Source organism: Paraburkholderia madseniana (assembly GCF_009690905.1).
GTDB classification, from domain to species: Bacteria; Pseudomonadota; Gammaproteobacteria; order Burkholderiales; family Burkholderiaceae; genus Paraburkholderia; species Paraburkholderia madseniana.
In genome coordinates this window covers 16,492-38,897 of the sequence record NZ_VOSW01000054.1, presented here as the reverse complement: position 1 = coordinate 38,897, position 22,406 = coordinate 16,492, and the positions used below count along the sequence as shown (strand labels likewise).

General features: G+C 59.7%; 19 protein-coding genes and 1 pseudogene. 8 read left to right on the top strand and 12 right to left on the bottom strand.

Annotated features, from left to right (window positions below; all coding sequences use genetic code 11):
* Positions 1–22: 22 nt before the first annotated feature.
* The 3 genes from FSO04_RS26360 to FSO04_RS26350 all read left to right on the top strand — a co-directional run bounded on the left by FSO04_RS26360 (position 23) and on the right by FSO04_RS26350 (position 3,108).
* Positions 23–1,339, top strand: a complete 1,317-nt coding sequence (locus tag FSO04_RS26360) for an MFS transporter (RefSeq protein WP_154564033.1) — start codon at positions 23–25, stop codon at positions 1,337–1,339.
* Between the two features lie 26 nt (positions 1,340–1,365).
* Positions 1,366–1,755 carry a VOC family protein gene (locus tag FSO04_RS26355; RefSeq protein WP_154564031.1) on the top strand — a complete coding sequence of 130 codons (390 nt, stop codon included), beginning with the start codon at positions 1,366–1,368 and terminating at the stop codon, positions 1,753–1,755.
* Between the two features lie 108 nt (positions 1,756–1,863).
* Complete coding sequence (locus FSO04_RS26350; RefSeq protein WP_154564029.1) at positions 1,864–3,108, top strand: citrate synthase; 1,245 nt, start codon at positions 1,864–1,866, stop codon at positions 3,106–3,108.
* 406 nt (positions 3,109–3,514) lie between these two features.
* On the opposite strand, the gene FSO04_RS26345 is transcribed toward FSO04_RS26350, so the two are convergent.
* The 4 genes from FSO04_RS26345 to FSO04_RS26330 all read right to left on the bottom strand — a co-directional run bounded on the left by FSO04_RS26345 (position 3,515) and on the right by FSO04_RS26330 (position 6,462).
* Positions 3,515–4,945, bottom strand: a complete 1,431-nt coding sequence (locus FSO04_RS26345; RefSeq protein WP_154564027.1) for an IS1182 family transposase — start codon at positions 4,943–4,945, stop codon at positions 3,515–3,517.
* A 415-nt stretch (positions 4,946–5,360) separates the two neighbouring features.
* Positions 5,361–5,672, bottom strand: coding sequence for a hypothetical protein (locus FSO04_RS26340; protein ID WP_233464988.1), 312 nt, complete (start codon positions 5,670–5,672; stop codon positions 5,361–5,363).
* A 257-nt stretch (positions 5,673–5,929) separates the two neighbouring features.
* Complete coding sequence (locus tag FSO04_RS26335; RefSeq protein ID WP_154564025.1) at positions 5,930–6,214, bottom strand: H-NS histone family protein; 285 nt, start codon at positions 6,212–6,214, stop codon at positions 5,930–5,932.
* 5 nt (positions 6,215–6,219) lie between these two features.
* Positions 6,220–6,462 (bottom strand): hypothetical protein, encoded by a 243-nt coding sequence (locus tag FSO04_RS26330; RefSeq protein ID WP_154564023.1) that lies wholly within the window; start codon positions 6,460–6,462, stop codon positions 6,220–6,222.
* A 156-nt stretch (positions 6,463–6,618) separates the two neighbouring features.
* Between FSO04_RS26330 and FSO04_RS26325 the strand changes: the two genes are divergently transcribed.
* Positions 6,619–8,496: a recombinase family protein gene (locus tag FSO04_RS26325; RefSeq protein WP_233464987.1), complete on the top strand. Its 1,878-nt coding sequence runs from the start codon at positions 6,619–6,621 to the stop codon at positions 8,494–8,496.
* A 70-nt stretch (positions 8,497–8,566) separates the two neighbouring features.
* On the top strand, positions 8,567–9,460 hold the full coding sequence (locus FSO04_RS26320) for a hypothetical protein (protein WP_154564021.1): 894 nt from the start codon (positions 8,567–8,569) through the stop codon (positions 9,458–9,460).
* A gap of 5 nt (positions 9,461–9,465) precedes the next feature.
* Here FSO04_RS26320 and FSO04_RS26315 read toward each other — a convergent pair whose 3' ends face one another.
* On the bottom strand, positions 9,466–9,828 hold the full coding sequence (locus FSO04_RS26315; protein ID WP_154564019.1) for a hypothetical protein: 363 nt from the start codon (positions 9,826–9,828) through the stop codon (positions 9,466–9,468).
* 278 nt (positions 9,829–10,106) lie between these two features.
* Between FSO04_RS26315 and FSO04_RS26310 the strand changes: the two genes are divergently transcribed.
* Positions 10,107–10,277 carry a recombinase family protein gene (locus FSO04_RS26310; protein ID WP_154564017.1) on the top strand — a complete coding sequence of 57 codons (171 nt, stop codon included), beginning with the start codon at positions 10,107–10,109 and terminating at the stop codon, positions 10,275–10,277.
* Positions 10,278–10,847: 570 nt separating this feature from the next.
* Here FSO04_RS26310 and FSO04_RS26305 read toward each other — a convergent pair.
* The 5 genes from FSO04_RS26305 to FSO04_RS26285 all read right to left on the bottom strand — a co-directional run bounded on the left by FSO04_RS26305 (position 10,848) and on the right by FSO04_RS26285 (position 18,604).
* Positions 10,848–12,500: an AMP-binding protein gene (locus FSO04_RS26305; protein WP_154564015.1), complete on the bottom strand. Its 1,653-nt coding sequence runs from the start codon at positions 12,498–12,500 to the stop codon at positions 10,848–10,850.
* A 14-nt stretch (positions 12,501–12,514) separates the two neighbouring features.
* Positions 12,515–13,279: a nitroreductase gene (locus tag FSO04_RS26300; RefSeq protein WP_154564089.1), complete on the bottom strand. Its 765-nt coding sequence runs from the start codon at positions 13,277–13,279 to the stop codon at positions 12,515–12,517.
* A gap of 82 nt (positions 13,280–13,361) precedes the next feature.
* Complete coding sequence (locus FSO04_RS26295) at positions 13,362–14,720, bottom strand: MFS transporter (RefSeq protein ID WP_154564013.1); 1,359 nt, start codon at positions 14,718–14,720, stop codon at positions 13,362–13,364.
* 624 nt (positions 14,721–15,344) lie between these two features.
* Positions 15,345–17,033: a tannase/feruloyl esterase family alpha/beta hydrolase gene (locus tag FSO04_RS26290; RefSeq protein ID WP_154564011.1), complete on the bottom strand. Its 1,689-nt coding sequence runs from the start codon at positions 17,031–17,033 to the stop codon at positions 15,345–15,347.
* A gap of 554 nt (positions 17,034–17,587) precedes the next feature.
* Complete coding sequence (locus tag FSO04_RS26285) at positions 17,588–18,604, bottom strand: AraC family transcriptional regulator (RefSeq protein ID WP_154564087.1); 1,017 nt, start codon at positions 18,602–18,604, stop codon at positions 17,588–17,590.
* A gap of 367 nt (positions 18,605–18,971) precedes the next feature.
* On the opposite strand from FSO04_RS26285, the gene FSO04_RS26280 reads away from it, so the two are divergent.
* Both FSO04_RS26280 and FSO04_RS26275 read left to right on the top strand, forming a co-directional pair.
* Positions 18,972–19,739: an SDR family NAD(P)-dependent oxidoreductase gene (locus tag FSO04_RS26280; protein WP_168435853.1), complete on the top strand. Its 768-nt coding sequence runs from the start codon at positions 18,972–18,974 to the stop codon at positions 19,737–19,739.
* A gap of 152 nt (positions 19,740–19,891) precedes the next feature.
* The gene (locus tag FSO04_RS26275) at positions 19,892–21,100 is read left to right on the top strand and encodes an acetyl-CoA C-acyltransferase (RefSeq protein WP_154564009.1); all 1,209 of its coding nucleotides are present in this window, start codon (positions 19,892–19,894) and stop codon (positions 21,098–21,100) included.
* A 746-nt stretch (positions 21,101–21,846) separates the two neighbouring features.
* On the opposite strand, the gene FSO04_RS26270 is transcribed toward FSO04_RS26275, so the two are convergent.
* Positions 21,847–22,098 carry a hypothetical protein gene (locus tag FSO04_RS26270; RefSeq protein ID WP_154564007.1) on the bottom strand — a complete coding sequence of 84 codons (252 nt, stop codon included), beginning with the start codon at positions 22,096–22,098 and terminating at the stop codon, positions 21,847–21,849.
* 32 nt (positions 22,099–22,130) lie between these two features.
* A pseudogene (locus FSO04_RS47705) lies at positions 22,131–22,330 on the bottom strand (DsbA family oxidoreductase); the annotation flags it as partial.
* Positions 22,331–22,406: the final 76 nt, after the last annotated feature.

The window sequence follows — 22,406 nt, the reverse complement described above, 5'->3', positions numbered from 1 at the left end:
GGCGAATGTTCTGGAGACACCGATGAAAGCCGTAGAGGAACAAACATTGCCGGGCCGAAACCTGGTTTACGCGGATACTGCGAAACGCTCCAGGGTGCGGTACGTCGTGCTCTCGATGCTGCTCGCGGCAACCATCCTCAATTACGTCGACCGGTCGGCGCTGGGCATCGTTGCGCCAGGCCTCTCGAAAGGCCTCGCGCTCGACAAGATGGAGATGGGCGAACTGTTTGCCGGTTTCGGCCTTGCCTATTCCATTGCTCTCGTGCCCGGCGGCATGCTGACCGATATTCTCGGCTCGCGCCTCGCCTATGGGTTGTCCCTCCTCGGCTGGTCATTCGCCACGTTGACGCAGGGTTTCGCGAACGGCTATCAGATGTTGCTCGGATCGCGGCTCGCAATCGGCGCAATGGAGGCGCCGGCGTTCCCTTCGAATGCGCGCTCCGTAACGTTGTGGTTTCCGGCCCGGGAACGTGGCTTCGCGACCAGCGTATATGTCATGGGGCAATACATCGGGACCCCCTTGTTCACCGGCTTGTTGCTGTGGATCTCCGCCGCGTACGGTTGGCGTGCTGTCTTTTTCGTAACGGGCGGCGTCGGTATTCTGTTCAGTCTTCTCTGGTACGGGGTTTACCGCGATCCGCATCAGCACACGGGTGTGAATGCGGCCGAACTGCAGTACATCAATGAAGGCGCCACTGCGGCGCGCAAGCCCCGCGAGAAGTTCGATTGGCGCATGGCACTTAAGCTGCTCGGCTACCGGCAGATTCTCGCGATCTGCATCGGCAAGTTTTGCAACAACACCTTGCTGGTCTTCTTCACCACGTGGTTCATGACCTATCTGATCGAAGCGCGCCACATGTCGATGATCAAGGTCGGGATCTTCCAGGCACTCCCATTTATCGGCGCGACAGTCGGCATTCTGCTTGCTGGTTTCCTCTCGGACTTTTTCATTCGGCGCGGGGTGTCGATTTCCACTGCGCGCAAGGCGCCGCTCATTATCGGCACGCTGCTCGGCGCGTCTATCGTGCTCGTCAATTTCGTCGAGTCTAACGAGGGGGTGATCGCCATCCTGACTATGGCGTTCTTCGCGCAGGGCGTCGGGTCGATGTCGTGGGCCGCCGTCTCCGAAATCGCGCCTCGACAGTACGTGGGACTGACCAGCAGCATCACCAGCCTCGCGGCCAACATCGCGGCCGTCACCACGCCGCTCATGATCGGCTACATCACCCACCACACCGGCCACTTCTATTGGGCGCTCAACCTGATGGGCGCGATATGCCTGCTCGGCGCGCTCTCGTACTCCGTGCTGCTGGGGAAGCTTTCCCGCATCGAACTGTGACGCTTTTGACTATACGGTGAAATCGAATGATTGAATTCAAGTGGGACCATCTGCAACTGTGCTCGGCGGACGCCGAAGCCACTGCCGCGTGGTTTGCGCGCTGCCTGAACGCCGAGATCGTGCGTCGCCCGGGGCGGGTGGATTTGCGCATCGGCAGCATCAACCTTTTCATCACGTCGCTGACGAGCGCCCAAACCGGGCGCCCTCATGGCGAGCGGCAGCAGGGCATTGATCATTTCGGTGTGGTCGTGGACGATATCGACGCCGCGTTCGAGCATCTGTTGCGCTGCGACGCGGAAATCGTCGAGCCGATCAAGCAGGTTCGCCCCGGCGTCAGGGCCTGCTTCGTGCGGTCGCCGGGTGACATTCTCGTCGAGATCCTGGAGCGGCGACCCGTCGAGATGACTTTTACCTGAAAAAACGTCAATATTGGCGCTGGATCGGTCGTGCTCGAATGCACGGCGCGATCCACGTCGTCACTCCCCTGTTGCTCCGTTCCGCTGCAACTCCTTGCTTGCCATCCCATGCGAAACTGGATCACTCTGACTGAAGCGGCTCGACAACTCGGAGTGCAAGCGCAGACTGTCTATGCGTACGTAAGTCGAGGCACCATCGCGGTCATGCCGGATCCGCTCGACCCGCGCAAGAGCCTCTACCGTGCGGAGGACGTCGCCGGTCTGTGCCGCAAAAAGCAGGTGGGACGCAAGCGCGAAGCGCTCGCCGCCGGGACCATATTCGGTGCGGAACCCTGCATTTACAGCAGCATTACCACCTTCTCAAAAGGTCGGCCGTACTACCGGGGGCGGGATAGCATCCGGCTTTCGGACACGGCGACGCTTGAAGCCGTGGCGGCCATTCTCTGGAATGCGCGCGAGCCCGTTTCCTTCGAAACGGGTGACATGCCGCTACAGGGCGACGAACGAGGCAGGCAATGCGCGTTTACATCGCTGGCGGCGCTCGCGGCCTGCGGGCACTCGACCCTCGGACGCACGGACAGCGCACTGCACGTCGAGGCCGGCCGGCTTGTGGCGCTCATCGCGCAAGCGTTTGGCGCGCGCTGTGACGCGAATGCACAGAGAATGCATGAACGATTCGCGCTCGGCTGGGGCCAGGACCGCGATGGCGCTGAGCTCATCCGCCGTGCCTTGGTCCTCGTGGCCGACCATGAGATTACGAGTTCGGCGTTCGCCGCCAGGATTACCGCCTCCACCGGCGCGTCGCTGCCGGGATGCCTGCTTACCGGACTCGCGACTCTCTCGGGCCCGCTGCACGGCGATGCGTCGGGCCGCGTGCGGGCCGTGTTCGACGACGTCGGAAGACTCGGTGCGGAGCACGTGGTTGCCCATCACTTGCAGTCGGCCATTCCGATCCCTGGGTTTGGACATCATTTGTATCCAGACGGCGATCCGAGGGCGGCCGCATTGCTCGAAGTGCTGAATCCGCCTCAAGAGCTCATGTCGTTCATCAACAAGGTGGTTGAGCTGACCGGGCTCAAGCCAAATATCGACGTTGCGCTTGCGGCCCTGGCGGCTCAGCTGGCGTTGCCGCGCGATGCATCGTTCGCGTTGTTCGCAACAGCCCGGAGCGTGGGTCTGCTCGCGCACTGTATTGAGCAACTCCGGGTGAGCAAGGTCATACGGCCACGAGGGCGCTATACCGGGCCCGCGCTGGAAGACGCCGCCCCCGCCTCGCCAGCGGAAGGCGGCGAGAATACGCTCGATCCAGTCACGCTCGACAAGAATCGGGTATTCAAAACGGTTGGGCGCTGAGAGGCCCGTCAAAGCGGATCTTTCCCGAAACGAAATAAACCTCGACGCCAATCGGCTCTCGCCGAAAGGACCGGCTTGTTCCTGCGGACGTACACACTTTGAGCGAAGCGGCGTCGGTAGCTTCGAAAACGTTGCCAGAATGCTTATGACGATGGTGCATGCGACGCCAGACCATGGCCAGACTGCGGACGGAAGGTCTGGAGTCTGCACTGGAGCCGACATTCCAAGCGTTGCATCGAAGTGCGCCCGAGCGGCCGCTCATGGCCCAGAGTGTGTCAAAACGCACAGCCGGCGGAAATTTGAGGGCGCGCTGGCTCGTTGGTAGATTGGGGCGTATCGATTGTGGCACGACAAACGTCAATTCAGTGCCGAATGTATTGCGGAGACGGTGAGTCACATACGGGTTTCACACCCGCATCGCTTTCATAACCGTTTCTGAACCGAGAAGCTTGATAACCCGCTTCATGTTGTAGGCAAGCACGTGCAAGCTCATCTCCGTGCTCACCGGTCCGATAGTACGGGTCAGGAAATGAGTCGCGCCCATCCAGCCCTTGATCGTGCCGAAGGGATGCTCGACGGTCTGTCGTCGGATACGCATCATGTCGGGGGCGAGATCAAGCCGGGCCTGCATCTCTTCGAGCAATCCTTCGTGCTCCCAGCGCGTTACCCGGCGTTCGGTGCTCGGAGTGCATTTGTCTTTCAACGAGCACTGTTGGCACTGCGAACTCCAGTAGCGATCAAACTTCAGGCTACGTTCGGTTGTTGTATAGCGCCATACGAGACGCTCGCCTGCCGGACATCGATACTCGTTCTTCTCGGCATCGTAGATAAAATCGTCTTTGCTGAAGCGGCCGTCAGCGGTCGCGCCCGAGGTCTTTGTCTTAGGAACAAACACCGTGATGCCGGCCTCGTGGCATGCGAGTATCTCTTCGCTCTTGTAGTAACCGCGGTCGGCAACTGCCGTAAGTTTATCAACGCCCATTTCCGTACGCGCCAGCCTGGCCATCGACGTGAGTTGGTCTCGATCAATTCCATCATTGGTGACCTGGTGCGCGACGATCAAATGGTGCTTTGCATCGACCGCTACCTGGACGTTGTAGCCGACGACTCCGGTTCCCCGAGTCTTCATCGAACGCGCGTCCGGGTCCGTGAGCGACACCTGCTTGTCCGGTGCCGCGTCGAGCTTGACTTCGACCTGCTTGAGGATTTGCATCTGCTCCTTGAGAGCCGCAATCTTGTCTTGCAGCCGTTCTGTCTTCGCCTTCGCGATCGTCGGCTCCTGACGATCGGCGGTGTCCATTTCTACCAGATAACGGCTAATGCTTGCCTCGATATCCCGCATGCGGCGTTCCAGTTTCGCGCTCGTGAAGTTGCGATCGCGATGGTTCACAGCCTTAAACTTGCTGCCGTCTATCGCAACGAGCGCCTCGGAGAACAGGTTCAGGCGTTGGCACAGCACAACGAACTGGCGACAGACGCTGCGGATCGCCTTGCCATTATCTTTGCGGAACCTCGCAATGGTCTTGAAGTCGGGCACCAGACGACCCGTGAGCCACATCAATTCGACGTTGCGCTGTGCCTCGCGCTCAAGCCGTCGACTGGATTGAATTCGGTTCAGATAGCCGTAGATGTAGATCTTAAGCATCACATCCGGGTGATACGCAGGTCGTCCGGTAAGCGCTGGTTCGACGCCCTCAAATCCAAGCTGATGAAGATCCAGCTCATCGACAAAGACGTCGACTACGCGGACCGGATTGGTATCCGCTACATAGTCGTCGAGCGATTCAGGAAGAAGGATTGTTTGAGTACGATTGTCGCCTTGAACGAACCGCTTCATCTCGCTCGCCTCCGCTATCGGACGAGATATTTTAGCAATTCAAAAAGGTGTTTTGACACACTCTGGGCCGGTTGTCGCCGATCATTAATTCCGGACACCTCGATGCGATCGCGGATTTAGTTCGAAGCGATTTGCCTGTACACGCGGCCCCGCTCGCGCGCGACGTCTGCATGTAGTTTGGATTCCTATCCGGTCAGCATCGTCGATGTGACGATGTTTGCATCTGTAGCGTGTTCTGCCCGATCAACGCACTCGCTGCGATCCTGCTGCCGGCACGCGTACACGCGGCGCGACTGCGCTTGTCGAGGCAGTCGCTCAGCGTAGGGGCAGACACCTCGACCGGTACGGTCGCATATGTGCGGCCGTTTTCAAGTCCTGCGCGCGGTGTGCGGACTGAATGTCTCTGATTGACTCGCTATTGAGTTGCTGTGAGCTTGAGTCCCGGCCGCGACACCTGTGAGGATTCGTGCTGACCTTTGCGCTGATCGGCTACCTGCTCAATGCCGTTTTTTATGACCTCTTCGCAAAAGGCCAGACGTGCACGGTAGTAATCTGCATGCAACTGCGCATCGAGGATTCGCTGCTCCGCCTGGAAAAGCTCCAGACGCAGGTCCCGCAACGCTTTTCGGCCTGCTTCTCCGGGGTGAGTGCGTTGTGCACAGCCCAGTTCGCGATCCATCTCAGCATGGCGAAGTCCTCCCGTCGTTGGATGCTCGTCCTCTGCCACGACCCAAGCCTATCAAAATACGATCCAGGTGTGTGTTAAATAAAGTTTGAGCGTCGCCTGTGACAAAAACGACACACTCCTGCTTCGAAGTGTTCGTATTGCATACACGGTCCTTCGCGGCGAACGCCGTGCCCTACCTGCACCGGAAGCTCGGCGAGTAGCCCGTAAGTGCTCACTGACACGCGCCCCGGAAGAGACAGTCGACTTGCTCTATTGCAGCTACTCCCTGAGTTGCACCCGCCAAGAACGTCGAATTATTACCGACGACCGATAAGAAACTCCTTCGAGTCCTTCCCGAGCAACCAGACAGGGCGCGCGCCCCATCCAGTCCAGGTTTGCCCCGTTTCCGGATTTCGGTATCGCGGCGGTGCGGGAGTCCGTCCTCGCTTGCGTCCGACGAGTTCACTGGGCGTGATGCCGTAGTCCCTCATCAAGCCACGGATCTGCTCAATAGCTGCGACGCGTTCAGTGCGCCATGCGAATTGAATCTGTTTATCGAGCGCGGCGAGGTCAGATACAAGTTCCAGGTAAGTCTTGTTCATCGCACTTATTGCAGGTTTTTCGCGAGTTGGGCACGCAAGGTGATGGCCATCTGTTGAAGAATATCCGGGAGCAGAACCTGTGCGTCAAGCGGACCGACTACCGAGTATCCCGAGCCAGAAACACCGTCGATGACTATGACGGCAGCGCAGCGTGCGCCGGTTGACTGCCGCACGTGATTGCAGGCAGCTTCGAATTGACCCGCCGCTTCACCACCTTGCTCGACCTTTGCGTCAATGTTGCCGATCATGAGATTCTCCGCGTGTCCAGATGGGCCCGCGGAACATTCTAAGCCCACCAATCGGATTGGACGTTGCTTACGGCCACCAACAGGTGGTCCACCGGGGCACCATGCCACTGGAACGTGGCGCTAACGGATAACTGCACTGCGTTACCTTTTGGACGATTGCTCAGCGCGAACTCGTTCACCCAACGTAGTGACGCAGAGATCGGCAAGTTCCTGCCGGATGTTGGCCAGCAACTCGCCATGCTCGTTGCGACTGAGGATTCGCAGGGCTGCGAAAACCTGGCAGGTACGATTGGCAGCCAGGCATCTGATGGATTGAACTGCCGTTGCTTGCTAGACACGGCTTGCCGCACGCGTGAAACCTTATTATCGCGAGAACACCAATCAAGTGGCCTTGACTTTCAAGGCAGCATCGCTATCAATAATCATTGTTGTCAACCGGTAAGCCGAATGCCGTCCACTCAGGACCGTCGGTCCGGCTTCACCGCGCCGATACGAGCCGCGCAATACGTGCGCATGTCTACCGACCATCAGCAATGCTCGCCGATTTTCCAGAGGCAGGCGATTGCTGAGTACGCAGCCGCTCACAATATCCGCATCGTTCGGGACTATGAGGATGCCGGTATCAGTGGCCTCACGCTGCGCGAGCGCCCGGCACTCATCCGGTTGCTGGTGGACGTTGAAGATCCAGCCCGCAAATTCTCCACAATATTGGTCTACGACGTAAGCCGGTGGGGGCGATTCCAGGACGTTGATGAAGCTGCGTTCTACGAATACACCTGCCGCCGTGCCGGTGTGAAAGTGATTTACGTCGCCGAGCCATTCGAGAACGACGCCAGCCCGACAACATGCGTCATGAAAGCGCTTAAGCGCGCGATGGCGGGCGAATTCAGTCGCGAAATCTCGCGCAAGGTTTTCCTGGGTCATTGTGTCAACGTTCAGCGCGGCTACCACTCCGGCGGGCCACCTGGGTATGGTTTGCAGCGTGTGCTGGTGGACGCCCATAGCGGCACCCGCCGACCGCTGGCACCGTACCAGTACAAAAACCTACAGACCGACCGTGTGATCCTCGCGCCGGGGCCCCCGCATGAGGTCGCCATCGTGAGAAAAATGTTCGAGTGGTACGCCGCCCGTGGGACCACCGCTACGGACATAGCGCGCCGGTTGAATGACTTCGGTATCGGCAACGGCGCGGGACGGCCATGGTTGCCCCGGAACATCCTCCAGATTCTGCGCAACGAAAAGTACATCGGGACCAACGTCTACAGCCGGACGTCTTCAAAGCTGGACGCCCCATGGGTGCAATTGCCCACGGCGGAATGGATACGTGTAGCCAGTGCCTTTGAGCCCGTGGTCGGCAATCAACTCTTTGCGGCCGTTCAGCGCAAGCTCACCCGCATCAGACAGATTCCCAGCCGGGACGAAATCGTCTCAGGCCTGCGCAAGGTCGTCGAAAGGACCGGCAACCTGAACCAGGCAACGCTGCGGCGCTACCGAAGCGCACCCTCAGTTGAGCGCGTCATGCGGGAATTCGGCAGCATGTACGAAGCGTACGAGGCAGTCGGATACGCACCTCGCCTGAATCCTGAGAGATCCCGGAACAGGTATGTCGAACGACGAACGGAGCTTTCAATAGCCGATATCACGACGGAGAAGTTGCGCAGGTTGGGACATGACGTCAGATTCGAAAAGCACACCAATGTCATGTGCGTGGACAACACGCTTCGGTTTCAGCTTCTAGTGAGGAGTTCATGGCTCATCCACAGGCATTCCCCGTATTGGGTTGCGCGCTGGCCAGACTGCTTCGCCATCGACTTTCTGGTGTACGCCCGCATTGAGCGCGCGAACCCGAACCTGCTCGACTTTCACGTCTTTCCTCGGGGTAGCCTCACGCCCGGCGCGTACACCGTGATCCACAGAAACGGCGCTTCGAGATTTGAAGATTTCCGATACCCCGACCTGAAGTCGATCGTCGAGCTTTCTGAGGTGGTACCCCTCGAAGTGCTGGGTTACGCCCCACGTGCTGGTGCCACATGAATCCTCGCACCTCAAAGTCCGGCTCAGAAGACGCAGTGGCAAGAGTCTGCTCACGACATCCGGAGGCAGCGTGCACGACGAAGTAGCGGCACCTGAACGGTCTCGGGACAAGCAGGTTGAACGCAGGCCCGCTGGAATCAGAATACGGGAAGCGATCGAGGATGAGTGTGAACGACAACGTGCCGCACTCGCGCGTAAAGAAGCCGCAAACGCTCAAATGACGCTGCTTGGAAGTATTCTCGGAGAACTGTTATCTCAGGCCGACTTCGTTGCCGTGCTCAAGGTCGCGGGATTTACAGCCATACCCTGTCTCGTTCAGCAGCGCCTGCAGCCGCGATTCCCAGAATTCCGAGAAACCTGTGCTGTTCCGGCGAAACAGGACACGGGTTCAGATACCGCCCCTTTCACGCAAGGCAAGGCGGTCGATGCGCCTGAGGACGCCGCTGCGATCCTCGCGGGACAAGCGCTACCCGTAAGGACAATTCACGCACTTGACCGGATGGTGCCGGCGCGCCGGTCAGCCATCGCCAATCTGATGTCCGCCGTGGGTAACCTGACGGGAGATTTTGCCCGCGCGCTTCTGGCGGCTACACCTGAGGGCATGAGAGCAACCGTCGCGCGGTCGCAGCGAGTCGACAACAGCCATGCGAGGAGCTTCGCGAGGATTGAAAAACGACTGATGGGCTTACACACGAAAAACCAGATGCTGTCCGCCGGACACAATGACAATCTCCGCTGTCTGGCGGTCTGCGCCAGCTACGTCCGTAGCTGGACTCACAATCGTCACGTACTCGCCTGGCTACGTTTGCATTATCCGGTTCATGCCGCATCGCTTGAGCAGATCGCAGAGGAAGCAGATTGTGCAAAAGAACCGAAGCGGGCAATGAAGCTGCCTTACGCACGCGACAGGACCCCCGGTGCTACGAAGGAAATCAGGCGGCGAGTTCGTTCACGCGGGTCGTAATCACGTCAATACCAGCGGGTATGAAGGAGGTGGGTCAGGCAGTGCTGGTAGATGTCCCTTGCGATCGGCGAACGAAAATCGAGCCGCAGATTCTCGCAGAACATCGAAGTGACCTGTCCGGGATCGAAAGTGAGCGGCGATATCAGCTCCATCTGTTCGGCGATCTCGCGGGCACGACTCGCAAGCATCACACGCTGCAGGATATCGGCACCCCCGCCGTTTGCATCCAGCCAGATTTTCGTCGATTCCACAACGTGATCAGACGACAGCCATTCCCCCGTCAGCTGCCGGGCGACAAAGTGAGATGCGACCAGGTACGTAAGCAACTCGGCGCGAGCGCGAAAGTCAAGGTTAAGCGGATTGGTCAAGGTAACGTCGTCCTCGCATAAGCGACTATGCGAGTTTAACGCGCAGACGGATACGGCTAACTATTTGAGGCATGCCGGGATCATCTCTGTAACCACACACGCGACAGACACGCCGCAGTTGCGACCCGAGCACGAAACTAACTTCTACGACCAACCGGAGCGCCAGCATGCTCCCGAAGATAGGGCCGCACAGCGTGTCTTGCGGACATTCACCGTTGTGCCTTGACGTGGCGTATCGCCGACCTATGACTAAGTGCAGCGGCAGACTGGAGACGACGATGCCACAAGCCGCCGGTGCATCGACCTTTCTTGCTGGCGCGCGTGCTGCGCAGTATGTCTGCATGTCCACGGACCACCAGCAATACTCAACCGACAATCAGAAGCGGGCAATCGCCGATTTCGCCGCATCGCAGGACGTAATGGTTGTTGCCACGTACGAAGATGGCTGAGCAGGAGCGCGCCGATCCAATGCGCGGACGAACCGCCGGAGATGGTCGAACTGCTGCAGATACCGACCGTCTCAGTTCGACCCATAGGCGCCCCTCCCGCTTTCATCGTCTCAATGTCAGCTATTGGACGGGGAGCCGCCCGTCACACCGCGTTTGGCAGGTGGGGGTGTCTCGGTTTTGTGTGGCACATAGATTCGATTCGGGGTTATGCAGCCGTGTCTGTCGCCTGTCGCTTCGAACGGTATCGGCTCCCGGTTTCGTTGGCGGCTGATGATGCAAGGCCGCTATAAGATCAAACTGCGCTTGCCCTACGTCCCGAGCAGAGCGATTGCTTCTCGTGACCGGATTTGCGGGCGGCGCCATTCCGTCGCTCCGGGTCAATCTCGCGCGTCAAGAGCACCCCCCTGCTGGAATCGATGTGCGGTATTTCCTGGCGGACCGGCCGGAAATGGCACGGCGTGTACGCACTGCGCTGCTCCATGATGAACCCGCACGAATACGCGCGACTACAGCCGCACTTGACCGTAGTCACACTTTACAGCGCATGGCGCGCTCAGCGCACCAACAGCTTCATCCCGCCAACCTCGTGATCGCTACCTGGCTGCCCGCTTGCTCCCGCAGACGAAACTTCTGGATCTTGCCTGTAGCGGTCTTGGGCAATTCCCCGAAAATCACGCGGCGCGGGCATTTGAAATGCGCCAGTCGCTCCCGGCAGAACAAGATGACATCCTTCTCCGTTATGTTAGACGCATCCGGCTTCAGTTCGACAAACGCACAAGGCGTCTCGCCCCATTTGTCATCCGGCTGAGCGACCACGGCCGCGTTGAGCACGCCTGACATGCGATAAATGACCTCCTCCACCTCGACGGACGAAATGTTTTCTCCGCCCGAGATGATGACGTCCTTGGAGCGGTCCGTGATCTGGATGTAGCCATCTGGATGAACGACAGCAAGATCTCCGCTATGAAACCAGCCGCCGGCGAAAGCTTTTGCCGTTGCGTCGGCATTCTTGAAATATCCCATCATCACCGTATTCCCCCGGACGAGAACTTCGCCGCAAGACTTGCTATCGGCGGGCACTGGTTCGAGCGTCGCAAGATCGGCGACCGACATGTTCTCGAACGCTGCCGCACGTACACCTTGTCGCGCTTGCAGTTTCCCTTGCTGCTCGGGCGGCAATGTATCCCACTCGTCGTGCCAGGCACAGCTGATGGGCGTGCCGGAGATCTCGGTAATGCCAAAGACGTGGTCGACGTCGAAACCCATTGCGTCGACGGCCTCCAGAACCGCTGCCGGCGCCGGCGAGCCGGCGGTAAGAACCCGCACACGGCGCGGCAGCGGCTGCCTTTCCGATTGAGGCATGCTCGCAATGCCTGAGAGCACGATCGGCGCCGCACAAAAATGATCGACACCGTACTCGACGATGGCGGAGAGAATATTCGCGGCATTCACCTTGCGCAAACAGACGTGCGTTCCCGCCGCGGCAGTAATCGCCCATGTGAAGCACCAGCCGTTCGCGTGGAACATAGGAAGCGTCCACAGGTAAACCGGCGCACGCGGGAGCGGCCAGTTCGTCATCTGCAACAGGCTCATCAGATAGGTGCCGCGGTGGCTCGGAACGACGCCCTTCGGATCCCCGGTCGTCCCGGACGTGTAGTTCAATGCAATGGGCGTCCACTCGTCGAGCGGGCGGCGGCCCGCAAATGCCGGATCACCGCTCGCCAGCAGCGACTCATAATCAGTTTCCCCGATGGTGGGGCCATCGGGCGCTTCGTGATCGTTGATGTCGATCACACGCGGCGGATTGGGAACTGACTGCAATGCTTTCTCGACGAGCGGTGCAAATTCGCGGTCTACGAGCATGAGCTTGCATTCGCCGTGGCGCAGAATGAAGGCGACACCGTCAGCATCGAGTCGGCAATTGATGGCATTGAGAACCGCCCCCGAGAGCGGTACGCCGAAGTGGGCCTCAAGCATGGCCGGGGTGTTCGGCGCAATGATCGACACCGTGTCGCCCGGTTCGATGCCCAACTGAACGAGCGCCGACGCGAAGCGATAGCAACGCTCGCGCGTCTTCGCCCATGTCTGCCGGAAGTCGCCATGAATGATCGCGGTTCGATTCGGATAGACGTCGGCGGTTCGATCAAGGAAGGTCAAGGGCGTCAATGGAACGTGGTTTGCCGCGTTCTTCTCAAGTCCTCGAGAATAGGCCGTTGCACTCATGACTTTGTCTCCATTCATTCTTGGTAGAAAGTAGTGAAATCGCCGACCGCACTGCGCTCCGTGACCAGAGTGTTCTCGATGCAGTTGGGATCCGCATAACCCAGACTCATTCCGCACACCAACATGTGGTTGTCGGGAATGGACAGTTCGTTAGCGATGACACGGTGGAACTTGTTGAAAGCCGCCTGCGGACACGTGTCGAGGCCCCGCGCGCGGGCGGCGATCATGACGCTTTGCAGGAACATGCCCGTGTCCAGCAGACTTCCTTCACGCATGATCCGGTCAACCGTGAAAAACAGGCCCACCGGTGCATCGAAGAAGCTGTAGTTGCGACCGTGCTGGACGTGCATCCGCTCCTTGTCACCCTTCTCGATGCCCAGCAGGCCATACAGGTTCCAACCAACCTCACGCCGGCGGTCCACATACGGTGCGATCCATTCGCGCGGGTAGTAGTCATAGGGCTCGTCCAGGTCGGAGCTGCGAACGGGATCGTCATTGATCTCGTTGATGGCGGCAGACAGGCGGGACTTCATGGCGCCTGTCACGACATGCACATGCCAGGGCTGGATGTTGACGCCGGTTGCGCTGAAGCGAGCCACGTCGAGGATGGACTCGATCTGCTCGCGAGGAACCTGCGTGGGCAGGAAAGCACGGACGCTGCGCCGCGTGACGAGCGCCCAATCGACGGCTCGGTTCACGTCGGCAAACGAGCTCAAGGGAGGAGGAGATAGACGGTCCATTTCGATGCCGGGATTGAAAGTTGCGCTGCACTGAATCATGTAGCGTTTGTTGAGGGTAACGCCCGTACGAGCCGCGTTGTTCGCAAGAATCTCGGCCACGAAGCTGCATATGGCGGAAATGTCAGCGCCCCGCGCCGCCCTGAACCGCGACAACAGGCACGCTGTTTGAGCGATGCGAATCGGCACGTGTCTGGTTGATCAGCGTCACCGCCGCCGCGCCGATGAGGCCGGCCAGGCCGATTGCCATGAAATTCTGTTCCAGCGGCAACTTCAGGGAGACGAGCCAACCAATGAGCACCGGAGCCACAATCGCGCCGATCCGGCCCACGCCAGAAGCAAAGCCAACACCGGTAGACCGGATCGCATGTGGATAGAAGTCACCCGCATAAGCGTAGGCAAGCAATTGCGTACCGAGCGTCGATGCGCCGACAACGAATACGACGGCAAACAACGATACGGTCGACTTCGTGTAGCCCATCAGCGACAGCGCAACCGCCCCGACGATGTAGAACGCAATCAACACCCGCTTGATGTTGACCTTGTCGCTGAGCCAACCGCCGAAGATCGCACCGGCGATCGCGCCGACGTTGAAGACGATCACGAAGTTCAAAGCTGAACCCAGGCTATACCCAGCCATGGCCATCAGCTTGGTCAACCACGAACTGAGCGCGTAGACCATGAAGAGGCCCGTCATGAACGCGACCCATATCATCGTGGTACTGAAGCCGCGGCCATCCTGGAAGAGTCGTCGCACCGAAGCGTCGCTGGCTTTGTCTGACAAGGAACCTGCAAACTGCTCTCGACCGCTCAGCGGATAGTCGGGCACCAGCCGCTTCATGACTGTGCGCAGTTCGTCGTGCCGGCCGCTTTTGAGCAGGAAAATCATTGAATGGGGCATCGTTTTGATGATGAATGGGATCAACAGGACAGGCAGGCCCGCGGCAAAAAAGACCGATTGCCAGCCGTAGCTGTCGATAAGCTGCTTTGCAGTCAGCGCCACCAGAATCCCGCCAATCGAATAGCCTGCGAACACCAGCGTGACCAATCGGGTACGCAACGCATTGGGCGAAAACTCCGCCATCTGCGCGGTGACAATCGGCAAGACTCCGCCGATGCCCAGGCCGGCGACAAAGCGCGTCACGCTGAAACTGATTGGATCGCTCGTCAACCCGGCGGACGCCGTGAAAAGACTGAAAAGGGCCACGCAAACGCACATCATCGTTGGTCGTCCGAAACGGTCCGCCAGCGTGCCAAGGAAAATGGCCCCGAGCATGACCCCAACAAGTGTCGAACCAGCCATGATGCCCGCGCTGGTCGCGCCGATGTGCATGTCTTTCATGATCGATGGCAGCGCCGCGCCGACGACGGCAAGATCGTAGCCATCGAGTATCAACATCAAGACACACCAGAACAGGACAAGGGTATGAAAGCTATTGAATCTGGCCCGGCCGGCGAGTGAATACACGTCTATCTGGTTCATGTCGTCTCCTTGGTTTTAATCTCGTGCGTGAAATCCGCGCGAGCTGTGGGCGCCATCGATGGGGCGCCTTTATCGCGCCCCAATCAACCGCTGCTGTCGTGCTGCCACCAGTGTCAGGCGGACGCAAGTGGCAGTCCATGTCCATCAACTTCAACCTGGATGAGGTCATCGAACACCAGCGATTCCGGCGTTGCGCCGCCGGCGGTAGCCCAATCTCTGTTAGGCGAGGGCACCGATTTCCAGTTGGAGAAATCGCTTCTCGTGACGACGGATTGACGCAGTCCCTCGGACAAACCATGCCCCCGTTGCGACTGTCCGCAGCGCACTGGTTATTCGTCTGAGTACGGGCGTAAAGATGGACGCTGCGGATCAGCTCGGCGGGATAGTCGAGCCGCGCGCTATATAGCGCAGGATCCGCGAGCAGCGGATCGACGCAAAGTTCCTGCGCAACGAAATGCGGTGAGCCCGCTCAGTGTGGCCGCAAGCCGGATGCCGTTGCAGGTCGTTAACGGGGTGGGGCTTTGCATCGGGCCGGAACGTGCGCACCCAGTCGCGTCAGCGCTGGAAATTCCGGGTGGAAGGTGGCCGTCCGGCACGGCCAATGGGTGCGCACGGCGAACCGGACTAATTCGAGCACAAGAAGCTCGCCGCCAGATTCTGGTCGCCACCGATGTATTTGGGCCACTGTGGGTATTCGCACATGGGCCTGGTACGTCCGGCTGTTGTCGGAGTCAGGTCGGTGATAGTCAGATCTTTGGGCTCAATTCCTTTCGTCACCCAGTTGTCCAACGCCGTCAGACCGTCATATGAACCATTGAATTGTCCGCCGAAGCCGTGGGCCGCGCCCGGAACCAGGTAGAACTTCAGAAATTGACTAAGTGGCCCCTGCCCGAATCGGGATACCAGCCGGTTATAGTAATCAATCGACAACTGCGCCGGAATGAACTGGTCTGATTGCCCGTGCTGGAGAACGATCTTGCCGCCGCGGCTCTGGAATTGACTCAAGTCAGTGCTGGTGCTGTCCATGAGTGCGCTCACCGCCTGGACGCGCGAAGTTAATGATCCCGGGTTGGCAGAATTAAAATTCAGAATGCTTGATCCAGCGTCGCGAGCGACCGCAAACCGGAGCATGTCATTTGAAAACGTGTAATAAAATGCGCTCTTGCCGATCACCCCAGGCTCGACCATCGCATCGGCAGCGGAAGTGCCCCAGGCCAAGCTAGTGGACCAAAAATCCGCCCCGGTGAATGCGTTATATGCTGGAAATGTCTGTATTCCGCTTGCCAGATTGAAGCTAAAGTTAAGCGGTGTGCCAGCGGTGGTTAGCGTATTGATTTGTGCGTCTGACAAGCAACTGTCACCGGTGTCGCCCCCGCCGGAGCAGCGAATCACTGCTGGATCGAACGCGCATGCTGCAGGGTTACTGATAATGCCGTCAGCGACGCCATCCAGAGCGTCGCATTGCTTCATGACCGCTGCGAGAACGGCCTTGCCTTTAGCAGGCGTGACGTATCCTCCGGGTGCCAGCAGGGATTGCGAGATCCTGCCCATCTGGAGCCATAGTCCTGTTATTCCTGAAGCTGGATATGTCGAAATGATACCGTCGTAGTCTTGCGGGAACCGTTGTGCCGCAATCAAACCTTGTCGTCCGCCACTCGAACCACCAATAAAGTAGCTGTGCGCGAAGTCCGAGCCATATCTTGCCTTTGCGATGTAGGCTGCGAAGTCATGCGTCTTCTTGATGTGGTCGCCAGCATAGTTGGCGAGTGCCTCATCGTTTGTTGCGAAGGAACCGTCTAGGATGGTTCCCTCATGCCCACTGTCGCTCCCGACAGTCACATAACCCCTGCGCAACGGCGTACTGACGCCTGCGGGCTCTGCCCCGGATAAGAACCCGTCAAATGGTGAGCCCTCGGTATTGGCGATGGTGCCGTCAAATCCCCCGCCACCGAAGTGAACAGCTTTTCCGTTAAAGTTAGTCGGAAGGTCCACCTTCACCCGGATATCGGGCGCATTGAAATCGACCGGATGGATAGTTCCGAGCACTTTGCAATACTCACCATTGCTGTTAGCAGAATCAGTATCAGAAACGAGCGTCGCTGACACGACAGTGGCACCGGTTGTCGGCAACCCAATAGAGCTGGCAGGAACAGTCATACCAGCCAACGCACTACACTTCGCGGCTGGCGTCACGACAGCGGCGTTTGCCGGTGCCGCGTCATTGCCGCCGCAGCCAGATACGGTAACGGCTGATGCTGCGAATAGAACACTCACAATAGCCGGGCTTCGGCGAATTCTGAACCGGGTTCTCATTCTCGTCTCCATATATTTTTTTGCTACCGCAATGCGCTGCTCATCGAGGGCAATTTTTATTTGCCGCCGCCGATTCGGTGACGCGCTGGCGGGAAAACTGGTGCCCCAGTAAGCGATGACGCTTCACTTATTTTGCGGTAGCGATCAAGTGCGGGGCTCTTGCGGAGCCAGCTATGAATACTCTGCGCAACCGGGTGCGAGGCTTGTTCTGATTTGCCGGACGCGACTGTAGTGTCAGCCTGGCTGGGACGCCAATCCATGTCCGCCGACTTCAGTTTGCATGAGGTCTGTGGACACGTTGGGCTTTCGTTGTGCTTCATGCGTTGGCGACCCATCATCCCGAGAATTCAAGTGAGGATGAGTGCAATGCCGCTGGGGCGCTGCCCGCCTGTATGCGATTCATCGGTTGCCCGGCTTTACTTTGCCTTGCCTCGGCAGCTATGCTTTTGCGCAACGCTCGTTCGGAAACGAGGATCGAGCCGTTTCGACAGCTCAGACGTACAAGCAAGTCGGAACGCTCGAATTCCGCTATGACAACGGTACGAGTTCTAACGTTAAGAGTTGGCCTTGCCGTGGCGGTACATTCCCGGGCTGGCCCCGGTCCACTTCCTGAAAGCCCTGTGAAAAGCACTGGTTTCCTGAAAGCCAGTCCGCGCAGCGACTTCGGCGACTGTGAGAGAACTGCTGGAAAACAACTCGATTGCGATGTCACGGCGCAATTCGTCTTTCAGTTGCCGGTAGTTCGTGCCTTCGGCCAGCAGGCGGCGTTGCAGCGTGGCCGCGGATAGATTCAGTAACCGCGATAGCGCGTCGAGGTCCGGCCAGTCGTCGGGGGCCTGGTTTCTTAGTCGGCGCCTGACCTGGGCCGTAGTGCTCGATTCATTGCGATACTTGACCAGGATATTGGCTGGTGCGTTCTCCAGGAACACACGCAGGCTCGCTTCCGTGCCGGACAGTTTGAGGCCGAGGAAACTGCGATCGAACCGGATCAGGGTCTCCTCTGCGGAGAACGTCACATCCTCGCAGAAGCGCATGCGGTAGTCGCTGTCATCGATTGGTGGGGAGGCGCGAAACCGCATCTCGATCAGTGGGATCCGTCTGCGTGCGAGCCAGCATGCAAGACCGTGCACGAGGATGAACCACGTCCCGTAGGCAAAGAGCCGGCGTGTCCGCCCATCGTCATGCAGGATGATCACCGCATGCTCGCCTTCGCAGCGCAACTCCCCGTGAATGTCGTCGAGAACCGCTCGCAGGAACTTCAGCATGCGACGCAGCGCGTGTTCCAGATTGTCCGCATGCAGCACCGCGTGACACATCAGAGCGTAGCTACCCCGGCGCAGTGCGTGGCTGTCGAGGCCAAAGAACTCGTCGTCCATCAAGTCGGCCAGAGCCGCCCACAGTCGCGAAAAGGCCAACGCCGGCACACGGGCTCTCGGCGCATTCAACAATTCCGCCGCGATTCCAGCGTGCTGGAGGACGGCCGACACATCGAGATTCCGTTGTGTCGCCGCGAGGATTGCCTCGCGTACCAGGCTGATAGAGGTTGTGCCCTTGTCTTGAGTGTCATTCATAGTCAGGCGTACCCACAGAAAGTGTGGTGATGTTAATCGCTGCCGGGCGCAAGTCAAACCTGCTACCCGACTGAACGCGGGCAGTCATCGGCCGAAGAACGCTGGCGGGCGACCCATGCCCCGACCGATATGTCCGACGGGCACACGCATGAAGAGGTCTATGGGCATGTGCGTACGCTCGCCTGCCGCTTACCATGGCCGTTCAGTTCGTCGTCGCGAGTGTGGCACTGTTGGACAAGGTCATACAGCATGGCGGCCATATCACATGAACCATGCAAGCGGCATCCATGGCTTCGGAATCCAGAGCTTCCGGCGAAGCACGGGCCTGGCCGTTGCGCGTCCGGATACTTGCTTTTGGGAGACAGCGGTGCAGATTCAACACAAAGGATTCGTCATCACGGGTGGCGGCTCAGGGCTGGGCGCCGCGACGGCGCGCCGTCTGGTGGAGGGGGGCGCCTCGGTGCTGCTTGTAGACCTGGACCAGGACGCCGGCACTGCGCTGGCGGCAGAACTCGGCCGCAATGCTCACTTCGCCAAGGCTGACATATCCGACGCAACGAGCGCCGAGCGTGCGTTGAACGCGTTTTGCGACACCGTCGGCGCGTTGCATGGGCTGATCAATTGCGCGGGCGTTGCCCCCGCCGAGAAAGTGCTTGGACGCGAAGGCCCGCACCGGCTAGAGAGTTTCGCGCGCACCGTTCAGGTCAACCTGATCGGCGCTTTCAACATGGTACGGCTGGCCGCAGCCTGCATGGCCAGAAACACGCCCGAGACCGATGGCGAGCGAGGGGTGATCATCAATACTGCTTCAGTCGCCGCGTTCGATGGCCAGATTGGGCAAGCAGGCTATGCGGCCTCCAAAGGCGGTGTCGTGGCGATGACGCTGCCTATCGCGCGGGAATTGGCCCGCAATGGCATTCGCGTACTTGCGGTCGCGCCCGGAATCATGGAGACGCCGATGCTCAAAGGCATGCCCACCGAGGTACAAGACGCTCTTGGGAAGATGGTCCCCTTTCCCGCGCGCCTTGGTCGGCCAGAAGAATTCGCGGGCCTTGTGCTGCACATTCTCGAAAACACCTACCTGAACGGCGAGGTGATCCGCCTTGATGGCGCCATCCGTATGGCGGCAAGGTGAACTCGGCGCCTTGAGCGCACGTCATTGTTCCGGCTACCGCCTTGCTTGAGTTCGTCGAGTCGCCGAACCCGGAAGGGCTCAGATGACCCGTGAACTGCAAAACTTTCCGAACCCCTTGCAACGCCGCCGCGGAGCGGCGAATGGAGACTCGTATGCTTGCCTCTTCGACCTCAAATGATCCCGTCGTTATCGTCGGTGCCGCACGCACGGCGCTAGGCGGCTTCCAGGGCGACTTCGCGTCGCTCACGGCGCCGCAACTCGGCGCCAGCGCCATCCGTGCCGCATTCGATCGCGCAGGGCTGCAGCCAGAGGGGGTGGACGAGATACTCATGGGCTGCGTGCTGCCGGCGGGCCTGGGGCAGGCGCCCGCACGCCAGGCGGCGCTGAGCGCCGGTTTGCCGCTCTCTGCGGGGTGCACCACGATCAATAAGGTCTGCGGCTCGGGTATGAAGGCAACGATGCTGGCGCACGATCTGCTGTTGAGTGGGAGTCCGCAAGTGATCGTGGCCGGCGGCATGGAATCCATGAGCAACGCGCCCTACCTGTTGCCCAAGGGCCGCTCGGGCCAGCGCCTGGGACACGGCCAGGTGCTGGACCACATGTTCTTCGATGGCCTGGAGGATCACTACAGCCTCGCCTCCCGCGGCCGTCTTATGGGCACTTTCGCCGAGGACTGCGCGCGCCACTTCGGTTTCACGCGCGAGGCGCAAGACGCCTTTGCTTCCACCTCCACGCTGCGCGCGCAACAGGCGCAGCGTGACGGCCTGTTGCGGTGGGAGATTACGCCAGTTGCCGTGCCGGGCCGCAGCGGCGAGAAACTCGTCGCCGAGGACGAGGCGCCAGCGAAGGCAGAACTGGCCAGGATCCCCAGCCTCAAACCCGCCTTTGGAAAGGACGGCACAGTCACAGCGGCGAGTTCGGCCTCGATCGCCGATGGAGCAGCGGCCGTGGTGCTGATGCGCCGGTCCACCGCGCACGAGCGTGGTTTAACACCGCTGGCCGTTATCCGCGGGCACGCCACACAGTCTCAGGAGCCGGCCTGGTTTACCACTGCGCCCGTGGGTGCGATCCAGAAGCTGCTAGCCAAGATGGGGTGGCAGGCGGCCGATGTAGACCTGTGGGAAATTAACGAGGCATTTGCCGTGGTCGTCATGGCCGCCATGCGCGAACTATCGCTTCCGCACGAGCGCGTGAACGTGCATGGAGGTGCTTGCGCGCTGGGTCACCCGATCGGCGCAACGGGCGCGCGCCTGGTCGTGACGCTCCTGAGCGCACTCCGCCAGCGCGGCGAGACGCGAGGCGTCGCGAGTCTGTGCATCGGTGGTGGTGAGGCCACGGCGCTGGCAATTGAGATCGTCTAAGCAACATGATCGGCGCTTAGGGAACACCGGAAACCCACCGCTCGCGCAGCATATCGGGCTTGAATTCGCTCTCAAGATACTGACTGTCTGATCGCCGGCGAAGGTCGCTCGGATGCTTGGGCGATGCGCGGAAGCACCGGTTGTTCCGGCCGGAACGCATCGACTTCTAATGCTCAGGCGGGGCCAGCGTCGGGTGCCATCGCCGGGCGGTGCTTGCGTATCCCGGTGAAATCTTTGGTAGGAGATTTGCTCGCGGCATGGGCAGACCGCGATTGCCTCGCCATCAAGGTTATTGTGATGTTGTGGCAAAGCCAGCCGAACAGATAGCCGGGCGTCGATACAGTATGCGCTGAACCCCTGCGGTGGGCGGGCACCTCGAATAGATGCGTGGCGCCCGTTGCCACGGATCGGCAGCTTCCGCGATAGGAGCCGCCGTTCGAGCGGCCAATCAATTAACTCACGAATGGCGCCTTCTGGCCGAGGGTGTGTGAAAACGCATGCCGAGAGTGGCGTTCGAAAAAATCGACCCTTCAGATCGCGCCGTATTGGCTTGGCAGCAACTCGGGAAGGGTAAAGCGACACCCGAAAACCGAGTACTTTTGCGTTTTCACACACCCTCGGCCGGCTTCTGCCCGATGACGCCACACGCAAACTGCCGGGAGTCGAACCTCACGTGACGTAGCTGCAGGCCCCCTGGTTCCACGACAGTTGGATACGGTCGGGCGGTCGTGGCCGCGAAGCGACCTTTATGCGTGCCCCGTCACGAACTTTTTCGTCGCGTGATAGCCGTGCTTTGTTGCACCGGCAACGGCATGGCCGGCCGTCTTCGCACCGCGGCCGACCGCGTGCGTGGCATCGCGCACAGCATGCCCGCTCGTCTTTCCGGCCGTCTTGACATCGTTCTTGAACTCATGGGCACCTGTAGCCAGGCTCGCATGCGCCAGCGGGCTGAGCACGGCCAGTACGAACAGGAAGATCGAAATTCCCGTCTTCTTCATCACTCTGATTCTCCCATGCAAGAGATGCCACTCTACGCTTCGGCCAGAATCTGTTGGATAACTTGCTCGAAGGCTCCGACGGGTTGTCCGCCGCTCACCAGATAGTGACGATTTAAATGATCGCCGGCTCCGACTGGATGCCCATCGCCTGGTATCGCCGTTCTTCCGCACGACCCTCATCGGCATAGTCTCCGCTTTGCAGTACGGCACGTCCCTCCGCGGCGTCGAGTCCCTGCAAGTGATGGAAGACCACTTGCGTCCGTCGCGATGATCATCTCACTCTTCCATTCACCACGCGGACCCGGTTT

Excerpts from the sequence above, each read along its gene's own strand:
- FSO04_RS26360 (WP_154564033.1), top strand. The coding sequence starts at position 23 with ATGAAAGCCGTAGAGGAACAAACATTGCCGGGCCGAAACCTGGTTTAC.
- FSO04_RS26355 (WP_154564031.1), top strand. The coding sequence starts at position 1,366 with ATGATTGAATTCAAGTGGGACCATCTGCAACTGTGCTCGGCGGACGCC.
- FSO04_RS26350 (WP_154564029.1), top strand. The coding sequence starts at position 1,864 with ATGCGAAACTGGATCACTCTGACTGAAGCGGCTCGACAACTCGGAGTG.
- FSO04_RS26345 (WP_154564027.1), bottom strand. The coding sequence starts at position 4,945 with ATGAAGCGGTTCGTTCAAGGCGACAATCGTACTCAAACAATCCTTCTT.
- FSO04_RS26335 (WP_154564025.1), bottom strand. The coding sequence starts at position 6,214 with ATGAACAAGACTTACCTGGAACTTGTATCTGACCTCGCCGCGCTCGAT.
- FSO04_RS26330 (WP_154564023.1), bottom strand. The coding sequence starts at position 6,462 with ATGATCGGCAACATTGACGCAAAGGTCGAGCAAGGTGGTGAAGCGGCG.
- FSO04_RS26310 (WP_154564017.1), top strand. The coding sequence starts at position 10,107 with ATGCCACAAGCCGCCGGTGCATCGACCTTTCTTGCTGGCGCGCGTGCT.
- FSO04_RS26305 (WP_154564015.1), bottom strand. The coding sequence starts at position 12,500 with ATGAGTGCAACGGCCTATTCTCGAGGACTTGAGAAGAACGCGGCAAAC.
- FSO04_RS26300 (WP_154564089.1), bottom strand. The coding sequence starts at position 13,279 with ATGATTCAGTGCAGCGCAACTTTCAATCCCGGCATCGAAATGGACCGT.
- FSO04_RS26295 (WP_154564013.1), bottom strand. The coding sequence starts at position 14,720 with ATGAACCAGATAGACGTGTATTCACTCGCCGGCCGGGCCAGATTCAAT.
- FSO04_RS26290 (WP_154564011.1), bottom strand. The coding sequence starts at position 17,033 with ATGAGAACCCGGTTCAGAATTCGCCGAAGCCCGGCTATTGTGAGTGTT.
- FSO04_RS26285 (WP_154564087.1), bottom strand. The coding sequence starts at position 18,604 with ATGAATGACACTCAAGACAAGGGCACAACCTCTATCAGCCTGGTACGC.
- FSO04_RS26275 (WP_154564009.1), top strand. The coding sequence starts at position 19,892 with ATGCTTGCCTCTTCGACCTCAAATGATCCCGTCGTTATCGTCGGTGCC.
- FSO04_RS26270 (WP_154564007.1), bottom strand. The coding sequence starts at position 22,098 with ATGAAGAAGACGGGAATTTCGATCTTCCTGTTCGTACTGGCCGTGCTC.